This is a genomic window from Streptomyces sp. NPDC000880 (genome assembly GCF_053599675.1).
This window is the reverse complement of record NZ_JBSFMS010000141.1, coordinates 1-18,498: the sequence shown is the minus strand read 5'-3', so window position 1 is coordinate 18,498 and position 18,498 is coordinate 1. Positions and strand designations below refer to the sequence as shown.

Here is an 18,498-nt window from a genome sequence, read left to right as displayed (position 1 = left end):
CCGCTCCGGCACGGTCTGCCGCGCGACGGTCGCGCTGCAGCGGGGCGGGGTCATCGGCTGGACGGTGAAGCAGTCGGTCTTCCAGCGCCGGGCCGGGGTGCTGACGCTGACCGCGACGACGGCCGCGGGGGCGGGGGCGTATTCGGTGTACGACGCGGGGGAGAGCGAGGGGCTGGCGTTCGCGTCGGACGCGGTGCCGGGGCTGCTGGAGCCGTTCCTCGTACGGGGCGACAGGATGGCGGGATGCGGTTCGGCCGAGGTCGGCGCGACAATCCCCGTATGACCGCATCCGGCTACTCGGGCACGGGCTGAGCCTGCGGCGGGCTTGCCTTCCTCCCGACTGGGGCTCCGCCCCAGACCACCGCGCCTCAAATCCCGGCGAGGCTGGAGAAGTCGGCCCGAACAATCAAGCCGTCCGGCGGAACCGGGGGGTCGGGGGCGGAGCCCCCACGCGGGGGAGTCGGGGCTCCGCGTCGGTCAGGGCGACGCAGGCGGATACAGGTCCCGCGGCAGCTGTGACGCCGCCGCCGAGTCGAGGAGCCACAGGGTCCGGCGGCGGCCTCTGGCGCCCGCCGCCGGGGCCTGGATCTCGCCCGCGCCGGACAGGGCCATCGCCACCGCATTCGCCTTGTCCTCGCCCGCCGCCAGCAGCCATACCTCGCGCGCCGACCGGATCGCCGGGAGCGTGAGCGAGATACGCGTCGGGGGCGGCTTGGGCGCGCCGTGCACGCCGACCACCGTGCGCTCCGTCTCGCGGACCGCGGGCAGCTCGGGGAAGAGCGACGCCACATGGGTGTCGGGCCCCACCCCCAGCATCAGCACATCGAAGCTCGGCACCGGACCGTGGTCCTCCGGGCCCGCCGTCGCGGCGAGTTCGGCCGCGTACGCGGCGGCTGCCGCGTCCACGTCACTGCCGTACACACCGTCCGACGCGGGCATCGCGTGCACCCGCTTCGGGTCCACCGGCACGCTGTCCAGCAGGGCCTCGCGGGCCTGCGTGACATTGCGCTCCGGGTCGCCCTCCGGGAGGAACCGCTCGTCGCCCCACCACAGATCGAGACGCGGCCAGTCGATCGCGTCCCGGGCCGGCGAGGTCCTGAGGGCGGCGAGCAGGGCGTTGCCGTTGCGGCCGCCCGTCAGCACGACCGACGCGGAGCCGCGCGCGGCCTGGGCGTCCACGATCTTCGTGATCAGCCGTGCCGCCGCGGCCTGCGCCATCAGCTCCTTGTCGCGGTGGACGACGAGCTGCGGGGCACTCACTTCGCCGCCGCCTTCTTGGCCGGAGCGGCCTTCTTCGCGGGGGCGGGCTTGGTCTCGGACTTGGTCTCGGACTTCGCTCCGGACGTGGCCTGCGACGCGGACGCCCTGGACCCCGACGCCTCGGCGCCGTAGCGGAGCCCCTCCACGCCGAGCCGCAGCGCCGACGCATATGTGTCGTCCGGGTCGAGTCGCCGCAGCTCTTCCGCGATCAGCTCGGCCGTCTCACGCCGCTTCAGCGCCACCGCCCGGTCCGGCTGCCCCTGGATGGACAGCGTCGCAAGCGAGCCGTCCGCCCGGTCCAGCACGATCGGGCCGCAGGTCGTCTCCATCCGGACGGCCGTGAGGCCGGGCCCCGACGAAGTCAAGCGCGTCACCGGCACCTTCAGCCGGTCGGCGAGCCACATCCCGAGCAGTTCGCAGCTCGGGTTGAACTCCTCGCCCTCCACCTCCGCCGAGGTGACCTCGCACGCCACCTGGTCCAGAGCGGCCGCGAGCATGGAGCGCCACGGTGTGATCCGGGTCCACGCCAGATCGGTGTCGCCGGGGGTGTACGCCTTGGCGCGCGCCATCAGGTCCTCCACCGGGTGTTCGGAGGCGTACGAGTCCGTCACCCGGCGCTGCGCCAGCGCGCCCAGCGGGTCACTGGCCGGGTTGGTCGGCCCGTTCACCGGCCACCAGACCACGACCGGCGCGTCCGGCAGCAGCAGCGGCAGAACCACCGACTGGGCGTGGTCGATGACCTCGCCGTAGAGCCGAAGCACGACCGTCTCGCCGGTGCCCGCGTCCGCGCCCACCCGCACCTCGGCGTCCAGGCGTGCCTGCGCCCGGTCGCGTGGCGAGCGCGAGATCCGCTTGATGACGACGAGCTTGCGCGAAGGGTGTTCGCGCGACGCCTCGTTGGCCGCCTTCAGCGCGTCGTAGGCGTTCTCCTCATCGGTGACGATGACAAGGGTGAGGACCATGCCGACGGCCGGCGTGCCGATTGCCCGCCGCCCGTCCACCAGCGCCTTGTTGATCTTGCTGGACGTGGTGTCCGTAAGGTCGATCTTCATGGCCGACGCCAGCTCCGTCCGTCTCGTGCGAGCATTTCGTCCGCCTCGACCGGCCCCCAGGTACCGGCCGGGTACTGCGCGGGCTTGCCGTGCTTGTCCCAGAACTCCTCGATCGGGTCGAGGATCTTCCAGGACAGCTCGACCTCCTCGACCCTCGGAAAGAGGTTGGAGTCGCCGAGCAGGACGTCGAGGATGAGCCGTTCGTACGCCTCCGGGCTGGACTCCGTGAAGGATTCGCCGTACGCGAAGTCCATGGAGACGTCCCGCACCTCCATCGAGGTGCCGGGCACCTTCGAGCCGAACCGCAAGGTCACGCCCTCGTCCGGCTGGACGCGGATGACCAGGGCGTTCTGGCCCAGCTCTTCGGTGGCCGTGCGGTCGAAGGGGGAGTGCGGGGCGCGCTGGAAGACCACCGCGATCTCGGTGACCCGGCGGCCGAGCCGCTTGCCCGTACGGAGATAGAAGGGGACGCCCGCCCAGCGGCGGTTGTCGATCTCCAGCTTGATCGCGGCGTAGGCGTCGGTCTTCGACTTGGGGTCGATGCCTTCTTCCTCGAGATAGCCGACGGCCTTCTTGCCGCCCTGCCAGCCAGCCGTGTACTGCGCGCGCACCGTGCTCTTGGACAGGTCCTGGGGCAGCTTCACCGCGCCGAGGACCTTGGTCTTCTCGGCCGCGAGTGCGTCCGCGTCGAAGGAGGCGGGCTCCTCCATCGCGGTCAGCGCGAGCAGCTGGAGAAGGTGGTTCTGGATGACGTCACGGGCGGCGCCGATGCCGTCGTAGTAGCCCGCGCGGCCGCCGATGCCGATGTCCTCGGCCATCGTGACCTGGACATGGTCGACGTACGACCGGTTCCAGATCGGCTCGAACAGGGTGTTGGCGAAGCGCAGCGCCAGAATGTTCTGGACTGTCTCCTTGCCCAGGTAGTGGTCGATCCTGAAGACCTCGTTGGCCGGGAAGACCTCGTGCACCACCTGGTTGAGCTCCTTGGCGGAGGCCAGGTCGTGGCCGAACGGCTTCTCGATGACCGCGCGGCGCCAGCCTTCCTTCTGCTCGGCCAGCCCGTGCTTCTTCAGCTGCTGGACGACCTTGGGGAAGAACTTCGGCGGCACGGACAGGTAGAAGGCGAAGTTGCCGCCGGTGCCCTGCTTCTTGTCGAGGTCTTCGATGGTGGCCTTCAGCCGCTCGAAGGCGTCATCGTCGTCGAAGGTGCCCTGGACGAAGCGCATCCCCTGGATGAGCTGCTGCCAGACCTCCTCGCGGAACGGCGTACGGGAGTGCGCCTTGACGGCGTCGTGGACCTCCTGCGCGAAGTCCTCGTCCCGCCATTCGCGGCGGGCGAAGCCGACGAGCGAGAAGCCCGGCGGCAGCAGCCCGCGGTTGGCCAGGTCATAGACGGCAGGCATCAACTTTTTACGTGACAAATCGCCCGTGACACCAAAGATGACCAGGCCCGACGGCCCCGCGATACGCGGGAGCCGTCGGTCTGCGGGGTCACGGAGCGGATTGGCTCCGCCGGTACCGGACAAGGTGATTCAGCCCTCCGAAGGAGCGAGGCGCTTGAGTTCGGCCTCGGTCGACTTGAGCAGGTCGTTCCAGGCCGAGGCGAACTTCTCGACGCCCTCTTCCTCGAGCAGCTGCACGACGTCGTTGTAGGAGATACCGAGCTTCTCGACGGCGTCGAGTTCGGCGCGGGACTGCTCGTACGTGCCGTGCACCGTGTCACCGGTGATCTGGCCGTGGTCGGCGGTGGCTTCGAGGGTGGCTTCCGGCATGGTGTTCACCGTGCCGGGCGCGACCAGTTCGTCGACGTACAGCGTGTCCTTGTACGCCGGGTCCTTGACACCCGTCGAGGCCCACAGCGGACGCTGCTTGTTGGCCTGCGCCTTGTCGAGCGCGGCCCAGCGGTCCGAGGGCTGCGTCGAATTGTCGGCAGAGCCGAACACCTCTTCGTACGCCTCGTAGGCGAGCCGTGCGTTGGCCAGCGCCGCCTTGCCGCGGGCCTCCTTCGCTTCCGGCGTGCCCAGCGCGTCCAGACGCTTGTCGATCTCGGTGTCCACGCGCGACACGAAGAAGGACGCCACCGACTGGATCTTGGAAAGGTCCAGGCCCGCGGCCTTCGCCTTCTCCAGACCGGTCAGGTAGGCGTCCATGACCTCGCGGTAGCGCTCCAGCGAGAAGATCAGCGTGACATTGACGCTGATGCCCTTGCCGATGACCTCGGTGATCGCCGGCAGACCGGCCTTCGTCGCCGGGATCTTGATGAGGGTGTTGGGCCGGTCCACCAGCCAGGCCAGCTGCTTGGCCTCGGCGATGGTCGCCTCGGTGTTGTGGGCCAGGCGCGGGTCGACCTCGATGGAGACCCGGCCGTCCTGGCCGCCGGTGGCCTCGAAGACCGGCCGCAGGATGTCGGCGGCGTCCCGGACGTCCGCCGTCGTGATCATGCGTACGGCTTCCTCGACGGTCACCTTGCGTACGGCGAGGTCGGCGAGCTGCTGCTCGTAGCCGTCACCGCTGCTGATGGCCTTCTGGAAGATGGAGGGGTTGGTGGTGACGCCCACGACGTGCTGCTGGTCGATCAGTTCGGCGAGATTGCCGGACGTGATCCGCTTGCGCGACAGGTCGTCGAGCCAGATCGCCACGCCTTCGTCGGAGAGGCGCTTGAGTGCGTCTGTCATGAGAGTTGCATCTCCTACTTGTCGTATACCGGCGTCAGCGCGCGGCGGCTTCCAGAGATTCCCGGGCGGCGGCGGCCACGTTCTCGGCAGTGAAGCCGAACTCGCGGAAGAGGACCTTGCCGTCGGCCGAAGCGCCGAAGTGCTCCAGCGAAACGATGCGACCGGCGTCGCCCACGAAGCGGTGCCAGGTCAGACCGATACCGGCCTCGACCGCCACCCGCGCCTTGACCGCCGGCGGCAGAACGCTGTCCTTGTACACCTGGTCCTGCTCATCGAACCACTCGACGGACGGCATCGAGACGACCCGCGTCGGGACGCCCGCGGCCTGCAGCTGCTCGCGCGCCTCGACGGCGAGCTGCACCTCGGAGCCGGTGCCGATCAGCACGACCTGCGCGTCGCCGCCCTCGGCGTCGAACAGGACGTAACCGCCCTTCGCCGCATCCTCGTTGCGCTCGTACGTGGGCACACCCTGGCGCGTCAGCGCCAGACCGTGCGGGGCGCCGACCCCGAACTCCTTGGTGTAGCGCTTGAGGATCTCGCGCCAGGCGATCGCGGTCTCGTTGGCGTCGGCCGGGCGGACGATGTTCAGGCCCGGGATGGCGCGCAGCGAGGCCAGGTGCTCCACCGGCTGGTGCGTCGGGCCGTCCTCGCCGAGACCGATCGAGTCGTGCGTCCAGACGTACGTCACCGGCAGGTGCATCAGCGCCGAGAGCCGTACCGCGTTGCGCATGTAGTCGGAGAACACCAGGAAGGTGCCGCCGTAGATACGGGTGTTGCCGTGCAGCGCGATGCCGTTCATGGCCCCGGCCATGGCGTGCTCGCGGATGCCGAAGTGGATCGTGCGGCCGTACGGGTCGGCCCCAGGAAGCGGGTTGCCCTTGGGCAGGAACGACGAGGTCTTGTCGATCGTCGTGTTGTTGGAGCCGGCCAGGTCGGCGGAGCCGCCCCAGAGCTCGGGGATGACCGCGCCCAGCGCCTGGAGGATCTTGCCGGAGGCGGCGCGGGTGGCGACGCCCTTGCCGGTCTCGAACTCCGGGAGCCGGTCCTCCCAGCCCGCGGGGAGCTCGCCCGCGCGGATCCGGTCGAACTCGGCGGCGCGCTCCGGGTTGGCGGTGCGCCATGCGGCGAAGGTCTTCTCCCACTCGCCGCGGGCCTCGCGGCCGCGGTCGAGCGCCTCACGGGTGTGCGCGAGGACCTCGTCGGAGACCTCGAAGGACTTCTCCGGGTCGAAGCCCAGGACGCGCTTGGTGGCCGCGACCTCTTCCTCGCCGAGGGCCGAGCCGTGCGCGGCCTCGGTGTTCTGTGCGTGCGGCGCGGGCCAGGCGATGATCGAGCGCATCGCGATGAACGACGGGCGCTCGGTCTCGGCCTGCGCCGCCTTCAGGGCGTTGTACAGGCCGGCCGGGTCGAGGTCGCCGTTGGGCAGTTGCTCGACGCGCTGGACGTGCCAGCCGTACGCCTCGTACCGCTTGAGGGTGTCCTCGGAGACGGCCGTCTCCGTGTCGCCCTCGATGGAGATGTGGTTGTCGTCCCACAGCAGCACCAGATTGCCCAGCTTCTGGTGACCGGCCAGCGAGGACGCCTCCGCGGAGATGCCCTCCTGGAGGCAGCCGTCACCGGCGATGGCCCAGATGGTGTGGTCGAACGGGGAGGCGCCCTGGGCGGCATCCGGGTCGAACAGACCGCGCTCGTAGCGAGAGGCCATGGCCATGCCCACCGCGTTGGCGACACCCTGGCCTAGCGGCCCGGTCGTCGTCTCGACGCCCGGGGTGTGCCCGTACTCCGGGTGGCCCGGAGTCTTCGAACCCCAGGTCCTGAACGCCTTCAGATCGTCGAGCTCCAGGCCGTACCCGGCCAGGTAGAGCTGGATGTAGAGGGTCAGCGACGAGTGGCCCGCGGAGAGCACGAACCGGTCGCGGCCGGTCCAGTCCGGATCGGCGGGGTCGTGCCGCATCAGCTTCCGGAACAGTACGTACGCGGCGGGCGCGAGGCTCATGGCCGTACCGGGGTGGCCGTTGCCGACCTTCTGTACGGAATCCATGGCCAGGACGCGGACGGTGTCAACGGCCCGCTGGTCCAGATCGGTCCACTCGAGGGCTGTGGTGGTCGGCTTGGTGCTCACCCTGGGTCAGGGCTCCTCTCCACATGTCGTATCCCGGTGACGACGGAAGCACCGGGCGTTGTCGAGCCTACCCCCGGAACAACGCGCAACTTTTCGAGTGCAGGTCTTTGAAAGAATCAGGTACAGCCAGGGTGCAATCGCTGGGTGTTCTTCGCCTCCTGGCGAGGTATACGCACGGGCCGGGGCTGCCGCTCAACACGTGCCCACCCCCGCGAAGATCGGCGTATCGGCAACGTCTAGAGTGGCGTGGTACGCGCAAGTCTTTACCCGGTCCTCACTCCGGGAGCTTGCTGGGATTTCTCTGTCAGGGGTGTAGGTGACAGCCGTCGAGTCCCGACCCGCAGGGGTCGTCTTGACTCCGAGCCCGGGGGGCCATCGGCCGTTCGGGGCCCGCGTCAAGGCATTCGTGGCGCTGACCAAGCCGCGAATCATCGAGCTGCTGCTGATCACCACCGTCCCGGTGATGTTCCTGGCCGCGCAGGACGTGCCCGACCTTTGGCTCGTGCTCACGACGTGCATCGGCGGATACCTCTCGGCCGGCGGCGCCAACGCGCTGAACATGTACATCGACCGCGACATCGACGCCCTGATGGACCGCACGTCGCAGCGCCCGCTGGTCACCGGAATGGTGTCGCCCCGCGAGGGCCTGGTCTTCGGCCTGGTACTCGCGGTCGTCTCCACCCTCTGGTTCGGGCTGCTCGTCAACTGGCTGTCCGCGGCACTGTCGCTCGGCGCGCTGCTCTTCTACGTCGTCGTCTACACGATGATCCTCAAGCGCCGAACCTCGCAGAACATCGTCTGGGGAGGCATCGCCGGCTGTATGCCGGTCCTGATCGGCTGGTCCGCCGTCACCAACTCGATGTCGTGGGCCGCGCTCATCCTCTTCCTCGTCATCTTCTTCTGGACGCCGCCGCACTACTGGCCGCTGTCGATGAAGGTGAAGGAGGACTACGCGCGCGTCGGCGTCCCGATGCTCCCCGTCGTCGCCTCCAACAAAGTCGTTGCCCGCCAGATCGTCCTCTACAGCTGGGCGATGGTCGCTGTCTCGCTGATGCTGACGCCGCTCGGCTACACCGGCTGGTTCTACACCGTGGTGGCGCTGGCGACGGGCGGCTGGTGGCTCTGGGAGGCACACTCCCTGCAGAACCGCGCTAAGGGCGGCGCCACCGGCGGCAAGCTCAAGGAGATGCGGCTCTTCCACTGGTCCATCACCTACGTCTCGCTGCTCTTCGTGGCCGTCGCGGTGGACCCCTTCCTGCGTTAGCTACCAGTGGGTAGCATCCTGTTCATGGCAGATACGAAGCAGGCCAAGCAGGTCAAGCAGGCAGAGCGCAAGGCGGCCGGGCTCGCCAAGCAGATCGGCGCCTTCGCCAAGGCGCACGGCGGCGCCGAGGGGCAGCTCGCGTACCTCGGTCAGATGGGCACCCGCATCGTGCTCGTCGGCGAGGACGGCGGCTGGGGCGACCTCGTGGCGCCGAGCCACGACATCGCCCAGGCCGCGGCCGAGAAGGCCGGGATCACGCTGCACGAGTCGTTCGACGGGGAGTTCGCGGCGAAGGTCCGCACTGGGCCGTACGAGTGGACCCGGATGGCAGGCATCCAGGTCGGGGGCCCGTCCAACGGCTGACCAACACCTCGTGCGGGTGTCACCCGTTAGGACTGTGCAAACACAGTCCATGACTGGGAGCCTGGATGATCGACACCCCGACCCTCGTGGACCAGTACTGCCACGGAGTGCTCCGTACGGAGCTCGGCCTGGGCACCTTCGAGGCGCATCTCGGCCGGACCACCGGGCCGCCGGCCCCCGGCACCACCTTCTTCGACACGCAGACCGGCTTCGCGGTACGGCGCTGGTGCCCGCCGCTGCTGGGTCTCGAGCCGCACTGCCCGCCCGCCCGCTATCTCGCCCGCCGGCGTGAACTGGGCGTGCTGGAGGCGGGCAGACGGCTGCTGAGAGGCAGCGGAATCTCCACCTATCTGGTGGACACCGGGCTGCCCGGGGATCTCACCGGGCCGCCCGAGATCGCCGCCGCGGGCGCGGCCGAGGCCCGCGAGATCGTCCGCCTCGAACTCCTCGCCGAACAGGTCGCCGACACCTCGGGCACCGTCGAGAGCTTCCTCGCGAACCTTGCCGAGGCCGTGCACGGAGCCGCCGCGTCCGCGGTCGCCTTCACCTCCGTCGGCGCCGTGGGCCACGGGCTCGCCCTCGCGCCCGAGCCGCCGGGCCCCGGGGAGGTGCGCGGCGCGGCCGCCCGCTGGCTGGCCGCCCGGCACGTCGGCGGCAAGCTCACCGATCCCGTACTGGTCCGGCATCTGCTGTGGATCGCGGTCGCATCGGGACTGCCGCTCCAGCTCCATGTCGGCGTGGAGGACCCGATGCTGATGACCGGCTTCGCGGCCGCCACCGCTGGGCTCGGCACCGATCTGGTGCTGCTGCACGGCTATCCGTACCACCGCCATGCCGCGCATCTGGCGAGCGTGTACCCGCACGTGTACGCCGATCTGGGGCCCGCCCTGGTGCACACGGGGGCGCGGGCCGCGGCCGTGCTCGCGGAGATCCTGGAGCTGGCGCCGTTCGGGAAGCTGCTCTTCTCCAGCGGCGCGCGCGGGCTGCCCGAGCTGCATGTGGTGGGCGCCCGGATCTTCCGCGAGGCGCTCGCACGGGTGCTCGGCGGCTGGGTCGGTGACGGCGCCTGGGCTCGTGCGGACGCGGAACGGGTCGCCGGGATGATCGCGGCGGGCAATGCCGCCCGCGTCTACGGACTGTCAGACGTTCGATAGCGCCGAGTCGGTCCGGTCCGGGATCCCGGCATCCGTCCGCGGCCGCTCGCGCAGGCTCAGCGCCAGGCGCACCACCGCGATCCACATCAGCGCGGAGCCGAGCATATGGGCGGCGACCAGGGCCTCGGGAACCCCGGTGAAGTACTGCGTATAGCCCACTCCGCCCTGCAGGAGCAGCACGATCAGCAGGTCCCGGGCGCGCGCCCGGGTGTCGTCGGGGGCGTCGACCACGCGCAGCACCAGCCACATCGCGACGGCCAGCGCACAGACCACCCAGGCGGCGACCGCGTGAACGTGTGCGGCGTCCGTCCAGTCCCAGGGCATGCGCGGCACATCGCTGCTGTCGCCGGCGTGCTTGCCGGAACCGGTCACCGAGGTGCCGAGCGCGATCAGCAGCACGGAGGTGACGACGATCGCCCACGACAGCTTGCGGACCGGACGCGGGACGCGCGGGCGTGGTGCGCCGTCGCCCTCGCGGGCCCGCTGCCAAGTGACGGTGGTGACCGTGAGCAGCCCGGTGGCGAGCATGAAGTGCCCGGCCACGGTCCACGGGTTGAGGCCCGCCCACACGGTGATGCCGCCGAGCACCGCGTTGCCCATCACGATCCAGAACTGCGACCAGGCGAGCCGGGTCAGCCCGCGCCGCAGCGGCTTGACCGCGCGCGCCGCGATGATCGTCCAGCCGACCGCGGCCGACAGGACGTACGTCAGCATCCGGTTGCCGAACTCGATCGCGCCGTGGATGCCCTGCTCGGGCGTGGCGAAGAGGCTGTCGTCCGTGCACTTGGGCCAGGTGTCGCAGCCGAGGCCGGAGCCGGTCAGCCGGACCGCGCCGCCGGTGACGATGATGACCACGCTCATCACGACGGCGGAGAGCGCGGCGCGCCGGAGCGTTTTGGGAGTCGGCGTCCAGCGCTGGGCGATACAGGCGAGGGGGGTCAGCACGGCCCCTATCGTAAACGGGTGATTGTGCACGTTTTCACGAGGGGTCCGGTCCGGGTACGGCCCGGCCCGCGTTCCAGGCCAGGGCGGGTGCGTACGTCAGCCGGAAGCGCGCGCAGCGCGGCAGTTCGGTCCATCGAGGCCTCCCGCCACGCGGATCCTGGCAGGGCTCATCCGGCGCGTGCGTCACTCCCAGCGGAAGAGCCGGGCGGCCGCGCCCAGTGCGAGCACCGCCCAGACGGCGAGGATGCCCAGATCGCCCCACGGCAGCGCGGCGCCGTTCTGGAGCACATCGCGCAGGCCGTCCGAGAGCGCGGAGATCGGCAGCAGCGCGAGGACCGACTGGACGCCGTCCGGGAACCTGTCCAGCGGCACGATCACGCCGCCGCCCACCAGGAGCAGCAGAAAGACCAGGTTGGCGGCTGCCAGCGTCGCCTCGGCCCTGAGCGTCCCGGCCATCAGCAGACCGAGGCCGGAGAAGGCAGCGGTGCCGAGGACGAGCAGCAGCAGTACGGAGAGAAGGTTGCCCTCCGGGGACCAGCCGAGCGCGAACGCGATCACGGTCAGCAGCACGATCTGGAGGATCTCGGTGGCCAGGACCGAGAACGTCTTGGCGGTCATCAGCGCCCAGCGGGGGAGCGGCGAGGCGCCGAGGCGCTTGAGGACTCCGTACCGCCGCTCGAAGCCGGTCGCGATGGCCTGCCCGGTGAAGGCGGTGGACATCACGGCGAGGGCGAGGACGCCGGGGGCCAGGAAGTCGACCGGCCTGCCTTCTCCCGTGTCGATGATGTCGACGGTCGAGAACAGCACCAGCAGGAGCGAGGGGATGATGACGGTGAGCAACAGCTGCTCACCGTTGCGCAGCAGCATCTTCGTCTCGAACGCGGTCTGCGCCGCGATCATGCGGGGCAGCGGCGCGGCGCCGGGCGCCGGGTTGTACGTACCGACGCTCATGAGCGCAGCTCCTTGCCGGTCAGCTCAAGAAAGACATCCTCCAGAGTGTGGCGCTCGACCGAGATGCCGTCCGGCATCACGCCGTGCTGTGCGCACCAGGACGTCACGGTCGCCAGCAGTTGCGGGTCCACCTGGCCGGTGATCCGGTACGCGCCGGGCGTGAGCTCCACCGCCTCCGTGCCGTCCGGCAGCGCCTTCAGCAGCGAGCCGACGTCCAGACCGGGCCGCCCCGTGAAGCGCAGCGTGTTCTCGGCGCCGCCGCGGCAGAGCTGTTCCGGGCTGCCCTCGGCGACGACCTTGCCCGCGTCGATGATCGCGACATGGTCCGCCAGCTCTTCGGCCTCGTCCATGAAGTGGGTGGTGAGGACGGTTGAGACGCCGTCCGCGCGCAGTTCGCGTACGAGCTCCCAGGTGGACCGCCGGGCCTGCGGGTCCAGGCCCGCGGTCGGCTCGTCCAGGAAGACCAGTTCGGGGCGGCCGACGACGGCCATCGCCAGGGCGAGCCGCTGCTGCTGGCCTCCGGAGAGCCGCCGGTAGGTCGTACGGCCGCAGCTGCCGAGGCCGAGCCGCTCGATCAGCGCGTCCACGTCCAGCGGGTGGGCGTGCAGTTTCGCCATGTGGCGGAGCATCTCGTCGGCGCGGGCGCCGGAGTAGACGCCGCCGGACTGGAGCATCACGCCGATCCTGGGTCGCAGCTTCGCGGCGTCGGCGACCGGATCGAGGCCGAGGACCCGCACCGTTCCGGCGTCGGGGCGGCGGTAGCCCTCGCAGGTCTCGACGGTGGTGGTCTTGCCCGCTCCGTTGGGGCCGAGGACGGCGGTCACGGAGCCCTGGGGGACCTCGAGGTCGAGGCCGTCCACGGCCGTCTTGGATCCGTACCGCTTGACCAGTCCCCGGATCTGGACGACGGACTCGCTTCGCATGCCGGGAAGTCTAGGCGGGGCGGCAAGGCCGCCGGGGGGCGGGGGCCCGGGTCCCGGCAGAAGGGCAGGCACACCCGGGGCAGGAATGGCCTGAACTGACTCCTGAGGCGTTCTTCACATGAACCTGCCAACTCCTTCACGATCGAGTGTCGATACGAACCCACTCACGAAGGAGCGTTCGTGGCCAGACACAGACCGGGGCGGCGGGCAACACTCGCCGCCCTGACCGCCATAGCCGTAGCACTGCCCATCGCCCTCGGTGCCGCCCCCGCGCAGGCGCAGGACCCCGACGCCGCCTTACCGTCCGCACCCTCCGCCTATCGGATCAAGACCGAGCCCGGCGTCCTCGCGCAGCTCGACGCCAAGGACAGGGCGACCTTCTGGGTCGCCCTGACGCATGAGGCCGACACCTCGGCCGCTCGCCGGGCCAAGGGCAAGACCGCCAAGGCACGCACGCTCTACGAGACGAAGCGGGCGTACGCCGCTAAGTCCCAGGCCCCGCTCAGGGCCATGCTGGACAGCGCCGACGTCCGCTACGAGTCCTTCTGGATCGCCAACACCCTCAAGGTCACCGCCGACAAGGCGCTCGCCGAGAAGATCGCGGCGCGCACCGACGTCGCCGCGCTCGAGGCCGACGACCCGATCACCATCCCCGACCCGCTGCCGGGGAAGAACGAACCGCGCCTGGACGCCGTCGAGTGGAACATCGACCGGATCAACGCCCCCAAGGTCTGGTCCGAACTCGGCGTACGCGGCGAGGGAGTGGTCGTCGCCAGCATCGACTCCGGCGTGCAGTTCGACCACCCGGCCGTCAAGGCGAAGTACCGCGGGCTGAAGTCCGACGGCAGCTACGACAACGCCTACAACTGGTTCGATCCGGCCAAAGTCTGCACCGGCACCGCACCGTGCGACAACAACGGCCACGGCACCCACACCATGGGCACCATGGTCGGCGACGACGGCGCGGGCAATCAGGTCGGCGTCGCCCCCGACGCCAAGTGGATCGCCGCCAAGGGATGCGAATCCAGCTCCTGCAGCCGCGACTCGCTGCTCCGCTCCGGCCAGTGGATCGTCGCCCCGACCGACCCGGCAGGCGCCAACCCCCGCCCCGACCTCGCCCCGGACGTGGTGAACAACTCCTGGGGCAGCACCGTCATGGACCCCTGGTACAAGGAGGTCGTGCAGTCGTGGCGGGACGCGGGCATCTTCCCGGCGTTCTCCAACGGCAACAGCGGCCCCGGCTGCAACACCTCGGGCTCGCCCGGCACGTACGCCGACTCGTACTCCTCCGGCGCGTTCGACATCAACAACGCCATCGCGTCCTTCTCTTCGCGCGGCACCGGTGAGGCCGGCGGCCTCAAGCCCAACCTCGCCGCACCCGGCGTCAACGTCCGCTCCTCCTGGACAGGCGGCGGCTACAACTCCATCTCCGGTACGTCCATGGCCTCACCGCACACCGCCGCCACCGTGGCGCTGATGTGGTCGGCGTCGCCCGCGATCCGCGGCAATGTCGCCGAGACCGAGAAGCTCCTCGACTCCACCGCCGTCGACGTGGACAACACCACCTGCGGCGGCACGGCCGCCGACAACAACGTCTTCGGCGAGGGCCGCCTCGACGCGTACGCCGCCGTCACCGCCGCCCCGCGTGGCGCGCTCGGCGCGGTCAGCGGCAAGGTCAGCACGGCCGCCGGCCCGCTCGCCGACGCCACCCTGCGCTTCGAGGGCCCGATGAAGACGACCGTCACCACCGGCGCCGACGGCGGCTATGCCCTGCCGAAGCTGATGGTCGGCGACTACACGGTCAGGGTCGCCAAGTTCGGATACGTCACCTCCCAGGGGTCCGTCACCGTCGTCGAGAACGGCAGCACGGTCAAGGACTTCGCACTCGACGAGGCCGCGTCCGCCGACGTCACCGGCAAGGTCACCAGCTATGCCGGGGCCGAGGCGAGCGCCGTTGTCACCGCCCAGGGCACCCCGGTCACCGCCAAGTCCGGCGCCGACGGCGCGTACACGCTGCGGCTCCCGGTCGGCACGTACGACCTCGCCGTCACCCCCGGCCACCGCTGCGCATCGGCGACCAGCGTCCGCGTCGAGGTCACCGGGAACACGGTCAAGGACATCGCCCTGCCCGACCGGACCGACGCCTTCGGCACGGCCTGCTCGCTGGGCGGCGGCGACTTCCCGGCCGGTGCCACCAAGCTGGCGTACAGCAGCACCACTTTCGGCACGGCCTCCTTCGAGCTGCCGTTCCCGGTGGCGTTCTACGGACGCACCTACCGGTCGGCGAGCGCGTCCATCGACGGCGTGCTGTCCTTCGGGACCGCCTCCACCTCCAGCAGCAACTCCACCCTGCCCACCACTTTCGCCCCCAACGGCTCGCTCTATCCGTTCTGGGACAACCTCACAGTCGACGCCGACGCGGGCGTGTACTGGTCCGCGACCGGCACCGCCCCGCACCGGAAGATCGTCGTCGAGTGGCGCAACGCGCTGATCGCGGCGACCACGGCCGAGCGGGTCTCCTTCGCCGCGGTCCTCGGCGAGGACGGCTCCGCGTCCTTCCAGTACAAGGACATCTCCGGAACCGGATTCGAGAACGGCTCCGGCGCGACCATCGGCGCCGAGAACGCGACCGGCACCGACGCGCTTCTCTACTCCTTCAACGAAGGCACCGTCCGCGACGGGATGGTCATCGCCCTCCGTACGACCAAGACCGCGGTCGTCGCGGGCCGGGTCACCGACGCCAACGACAGCAAGCCGGTGGCGGGTGCGGCCGTCGCGGTGAGCAGCGCCGGCACGGCGACCGGCAGTGACACCACCGGTGCCGACGGCGGCTATCTCCTCCAGGTGCCCGCCGGCGCTCCGTACGACATCGCCGTCTCCGCCCCCGCCTACACCGGGGCGAGCGCCCAGCAGACCCCGAAGCCGGGCGAGATCGCGGTGTCCGACACGGCCCTCAAGACGGGTCGGGTCGCAGCCGACAGCACGGCAGTGACCGTCGTCGTACCGGCGACGCAGCAGCGCACCCGTACGCTCACCCTCGCCAACACGGGCTCCGCCACCCCCTTCACGGTCGCCGAGAAGGACGGCAAGAGCTGGATCAAGGCGGCGCCCGGCACCGGACAGCTGGCTGCCGGCGCATCGCAGCAGGTAGCGCTCAGCGTCGACACCACCGGGGCCGCCCCGGGCACGGTCCTGACCGGGACCCTGCAGGTGAAGTCCGACAGCGGCCGCAGACCGGTGATCGACATCCCGGTCACCGTGGTCGTGCCCGCCTATCAGACGGCGATCGACACCGGAACGGCCCAGTCCGCGGTGGACGCTCTCGGCGACACCTGGGGGCCGGACCGCAAGCACGCCGCCGGTGCGTACGGATATCTGGGCAGCGCCAGTGAGCTCTCCACGACCCGTTCGATCACGGGCGCGGCCGACTCGAAGCTCTACCGGACCGCCCGCCAGGGCATGTACGAGTACCGCTTCGACGGCCTGCCGGCCGGCACCTACCGGATCGAGCTGGGCTTCGCGGAGCTGAGCTCCAAGGATCCGACGGACCGGGTCTTCGACGTGATGGCCGAGGGGACGCAGTACGTGCCCAACCTCGACCTGGCGCTGGAGGCAGGCGTCCGCACCGCGCACGAGCGGGCCTTCACGGTGCGGGTCACCGACGGCCAGCTCAACCTGCGTTTCGTGGCGAATGCCGGCAAGACTCTGGTGAATTCGATCAGGGTCACCGACCGTCCGGATCTCGCCGGGTAATTCCCTGGCGATTCCCTGGTCAGGGCCCGTCCGGCAGCTGCGGACGGGCCCTGACCTTAGGTAACCCTTAGTGATGTACCCCACCGGTTCACGCCTTGGACGACAGTTGTCACGGTCCGGGGAATTACGCAACAATGGCGTTGTGAAAAACGTCGGCGAGGCTCCGCATGAGGAACTTGCGACCGGTGAGCACTCCACGCGTAACCGGGTCGCGCGGTCCATCCTGGACCACGGCCCGTCCACCGTGGCCGATCTCGCAGGTCGCCTCGGCCTCACCCAGGCCGCCGTCCGTCGCCACCTCGACTCGCTCGTCGCCGAGAACGTCGTCGAGTCCCGTGAGCAGCGGGTCTATGGCGCACGGACCCGTGGGCGACCCGCGAAGGTGTTCGCGCTGACCGACTGCGGCCGGGACGCCTTCGAGCAGTCGTACGACACGCTGGCCGTGGACGCTCTCCGCTGGATCGAGCAGAACGCAGGCGGAGAGGAGGCGGTCGCCGCCTTCGCCCGCGACCGCCTCGAGGCACAGGCGGAGACCTACCGGCAGGCGATCGAGGCCGCAGCCCCCGAGGATCGCACCGAAGCGCTGGCCAAGGCCCTGAGTGCCGACGGGTACGCTGCTACGGCGCGTAACGCACCGGTCGGCGAGCAGCTCTGTCAGCACCACTGCCCGGTCGCTCACGTTGCCGAGCGGTACCCGCAGCTGTGCGAGGCGGAGACGGAGACCTTCTCCCGCCTGCTCGGGACGCACGTACAGCGACTGGCCACCATCGCCCACGGCGACGGGGTCTGCACGACGTTCATTCCCAAGACCACGACACCATCAGGATCTGCAAACACGGCCGGGAGGAACCCCGCATGACTCTCCCCACGGAGACTGCCCACCCCGAACTCGAGGGTCTGGGTACGTACGAATTCGGCTGGGCCGACTCCGACGCGGCCGGTGCCGCGGCCAAGCGCGGACTGTCCGAGGAAGTCGTCCGCGACATCTCGACGAAGAAGAACGAGCCGGAGTGGATGCTGAAGCTGCGCCTCAAGGGTCTGCGGCTGTTCGACAAGAAGCCCATGCCGAGCTGGGGCTCGGACCTGTCGGGGATCGACTTCGACAACATCAAGTACTTCGTGCGGTCCACCGAGAAGCAGGCGGAGTCCTGGGAGGACCTGCCCGAGGACATCAAGAACACCTACGACAAGCTCGGTATCCCGGAGGCGGAGAAGCAGCGCCTGGTCGCCGGCGTCGCCGCCCAGTACGAGTCCGAGGTCGTCTACCACCAGATCCGTGAGGACCTGGAGGAGCAGGGCGTCATCTTCCTCGACACGGACACCGCGCTGAAGGAGCACCCTGAGCTCTTCCAGGAGTACTTCGGCACCGTCATCCCGGTCGGCGACAACAAGTTCGCCTCGCTGAACTCCGCCGTGTGGTCCGGCGGATCGTTCATCTACGTGCCGAAGGGTGTGCAGGTCGACATCCCGCTGCAGGCCTACTTCCGTATCAACACGGAGAACATGGGCCAGTTCGAGCGGACGCTGATCATCGTCGACGAGGACGCCTACGTCCACTACGTCGAGGGCTGTACCGCCCCGATCTACTCCTCTGACTCGCTGCACAGCGCCGTCGTCGAGATCATCGTCAAGAAGGGCGGCCGCTGCCGCTACACGACGATCCAGAACTGGTCGAACAACGTCTACAACCTGGTCACCAAGCGCGCCGTGGCGTACGAGGGCGCGACCATGGAGTGGGTCGACGGCAACATCGGCTCCAAGGTCACCATGAAGTACCCGGCCGTCTACCTGATGGGCGAGCACGCCAAGGGCGAGACCCTGTCCATCGCCTTCGCGGGCGAGGGCCAGCACCAGGACGCCGGCGCCAAGATGGTCCACATGGCACCGAACACCTCGTCCAACATCGTCTCCAAGTCGGTGGCACGAGGCGGCGGCCGCACCTCCTACCGCGGTCTGATCGAGATCGGCGAGGGCGCGCCGGGCGCGAAGTCCAATGTGCTCTGTGACGCGCTGCTGGTCGACACGATCTCGCGGTC

14 protein-coding genes and 1 pseudogene are annotated in these 18,498 nt (G+C 69.9%); 7 read left to right on the top strand and 8 right to left on the bottom strand.

Features of this window, described 5'->3' with window-relative positions:
• Positions 1-283 (top strand): annotated as a pseudogene (locus ACWDO5_RS30780) (PH domain-containing protein); the annotation flags it as partial.
• 194 nt (positions 284-477) lie between these two features.
• Here ACWDO5_RS30780 and pgl read toward each other — a convergent pair.
• The 5 genes from pgl to tkt are packed head-to-tail and all read right to left on the bottom strand — an operon-like array spanning position 478 to position 7,109.
• Entirely contained in the window at positions 478-1,260 is a 783-nt protein-coding gene (pgl, locus tag ACWDO5_RS30775; protein WP_450533721.1) for a 6-phosphogluconolactonase, read from the bottom strand.
• A complete protein-coding gene (opcA, locus tag ACWDO5_RS30770) occupies positions 1,257-2,312 on the bottom strand; it encodes a glucose-6-phosphate dehydrogenase assembly protein OpcA (protein WP_450533720.1) in 1,056 nt (351 codons plus the stop codon). The genes pgl and opcA overlap by 4 nt, the downstream gene beginning before the upstream one ends.
• On the bottom strand, positions 2,309-3,838 hold the full coding sequence (gene zwf, locus ACWDO5_RS30765; protein ID WP_450533718.1) for a glucose-6-phosphate dehydrogenase: 1,530 nt from the start codon (positions 3,836-3,838) through the stop codon (positions 2,309-2,311). The genes opcA and zwf overlap by 4 nt, the downstream gene beginning before the upstream one ends.
• Positions 3,839-3,844: 6 nt before the next feature.
• On the bottom strand, positions 3,845-4,987 hold the full coding sequence (gene tal / locus ACWDO5_RS30760; protein WP_450533717.1) for a transaldolase: 1,143 nt from the start codon (positions 4,985-4,987) through the stop codon (positions 3,845-3,847).
• A 34-nt stretch (positions 4,988-5,021) separates the two neighbouring features.
• Entirely contained in the window at positions 5,022-7,109 is a 2,088-nt protein-coding gene (gene tkt, locus ACWDO5_RS30755; protein ID WP_450533716.1) for a transketolase, read from the bottom strand.
• 316 nt (positions 7,110-7,425) lie between these two features.
• Here tkt and ACWDO5_RS30750 point away from each other — a divergent pair, with 316 nt between their 5' ends.
• The 3 genes from ACWDO5_RS30750 (at position 7,426) to ACWDO5_RS30740 (ending at position 9,890) form a co-directional block, all read left to right on the top strand.
• Positions 7,426-8,373 (top strand): heme o synthase, encoded by a 948-nt coding sequence (locus tag ACWDO5_RS30750; RefSeq protein ID WP_450533715.1) that lies wholly within the window; start codon positions 7,426-7,428, stop codon positions 8,371-8,373.
• 24 nt (positions 8,374-8,397) lie between these two features.
• Positions 8,398-8,736, top strand: a complete 339-nt coding sequence (locus ACWDO5_RS30745) for a hypothetical protein (protein WP_450533714.1) — start codon at positions 8,398-8,400, stop codon at positions 8,734-8,736.
• A 65-nt stretch (positions 8,737-8,801) separates the two neighbouring features.
• Entirely contained in the window at positions 8,802-9,890 is a 1,089-nt protein-coding gene (locus ACWDO5_RS30740; RefSeq protein WP_450533713.1) for an amidohydrolase family protein, read from the top strand.
• Here the strand turns inward: ACWDO5_RS30740 and ACWDO5_RS30735 are convergent.
• The 3 genes from ACWDO5_RS30735 to ACWDO5_RS30725 all read right to left on the bottom strand — a co-directional run bounded on the left by ACWDO5_RS30735 (position 9,876) and on the right by ACWDO5_RS30725 (position 12,709).
• The gene (locus tag ACWDO5_RS30735) at positions 9,876-10,835 is read right to left on the bottom strand and encodes a COX15/CtaA family protein (RefSeq protein WP_450533711.1); all 960 of its coding nucleotides are present in this window, start codon (positions 10,833-10,835) and stop codon (positions 9,876-9,878) included. The genes ACWDO5_RS30740 and ACWDO5_RS30735 overlap by 15 nt on opposite strands.
• A 183-nt stretch (positions 10,836-11,018) precedes the next feature.
• The gene (locus tag ACWDO5_RS30730) at positions 11,019-11,786 is read right to left on the bottom strand and encodes an ABC transporter permease (RefSeq protein ID WP_450533710.1); all 768 of its coding nucleotides are present in this window, start codon (positions 11,784-11,786) and stop codon (positions 11,019-11,021) included.
• Positions 11,783-12,709 (bottom strand): ABC transporter ATP-binding protein, encoded by a 927-nt coding sequence (locus tag ACWDO5_RS30725; protein WP_450533709.1) that lies wholly within the window; start codon positions 12,707-12,709, stop codon positions 11,783-11,785. Before ACWDO5_RS30725 ends, ACWDO5_RS30730 begins: the two co-directional genes overlap by 4 nt.
• Before the next feature lie 180 nt (positions 12,710-12,889).
• On the opposite strand from ACWDO5_RS30725, the gene ACWDO5_RS30720 reads away from it, so the two are divergent.
• The 3 genes from ACWDO5_RS30720 to sufB all read left to right on the top strand — a co-directional run.
• Positions 12,890-16,462 (top strand): S8 family serine peptidase, encoded by a 3,573-nt coding sequence (locus tag ACWDO5_RS30720; protein ID WP_450533708.1) that lies wholly within the window; start codon positions 12,890-12,892, stop codon positions 16,460-16,462.
• A 142-nt stretch (positions 16,463-16,604) separates the two neighbouring features.
• Positions 16,605-17,321: a helix-turn-helix transcriptional regulator gene (locus tag ACWDO5_RS30715; RefSeq protein ID WP_450533707.1), complete on the top strand. Its 717-nt coding sequence runs from the start codon at positions 16,605-16,607 to the stop codon at positions 17,319-17,321.
• On the top strand, positions 17,318-18,498 hold a 1,181-nt coding region (gene sufB / locus ACWDO5_RS30710; RefSeq protein ID WP_450533705.1), incomplete at its 3' end, for a Fe-S cluster assembly protein SufB. The genes ACWDO5_RS30715 and sufB, both read left to right, overlap by 4 nt.

What these genes read in the sequence shown, in the direction of transcription:
- opcA (WP_450533720.1), bottom strand. Translation starts at nt 2,312, where the DNA reads ATGAAGATCGACCTTACGGACACCACGTCCAGCAAGATCAACAAGGCG.
- tal (WP_450533717.1), bottom strand. Translation starts at nt 4,987, where the DNA reads ATGACAGACGCACTCAAGCGCCTCTCCGACGAAGGCGTGGCGATCTGG.
- ACWDO5_RS30745 (WP_450533714.1), top strand. Translation starts at nt 8,398, where the DNA reads ATGGCAGATACGAAGCAGGCCAAGCAGGTCAAGCAGGCAGAGCGCAAG.
- ACWDO5_RS30740 (WP_450533713.1), top strand. Translation starts at nt 8,802, where the DNA reads ATGATCGACACCCCGACCCTCGTGGACCAGTACTGCCACGGAGTGCTC.
- ACWDO5_RS30730 (WP_450533710.1), bottom strand. Translation starts at nt 11,786, where the DNA reads ATGAGCGTCGGTACGTACAACCCGGCGCCCGGCGCCGCGCCGCTGCCC.
- ACWDO5_RS30725 (WP_450533709.1), bottom strand. Translation starts at nt 12,709, where the DNA reads ATGCGAAGCGAGTCCGTCGTCCAGATCCGGGGACTGGTCAAGCGGTAC.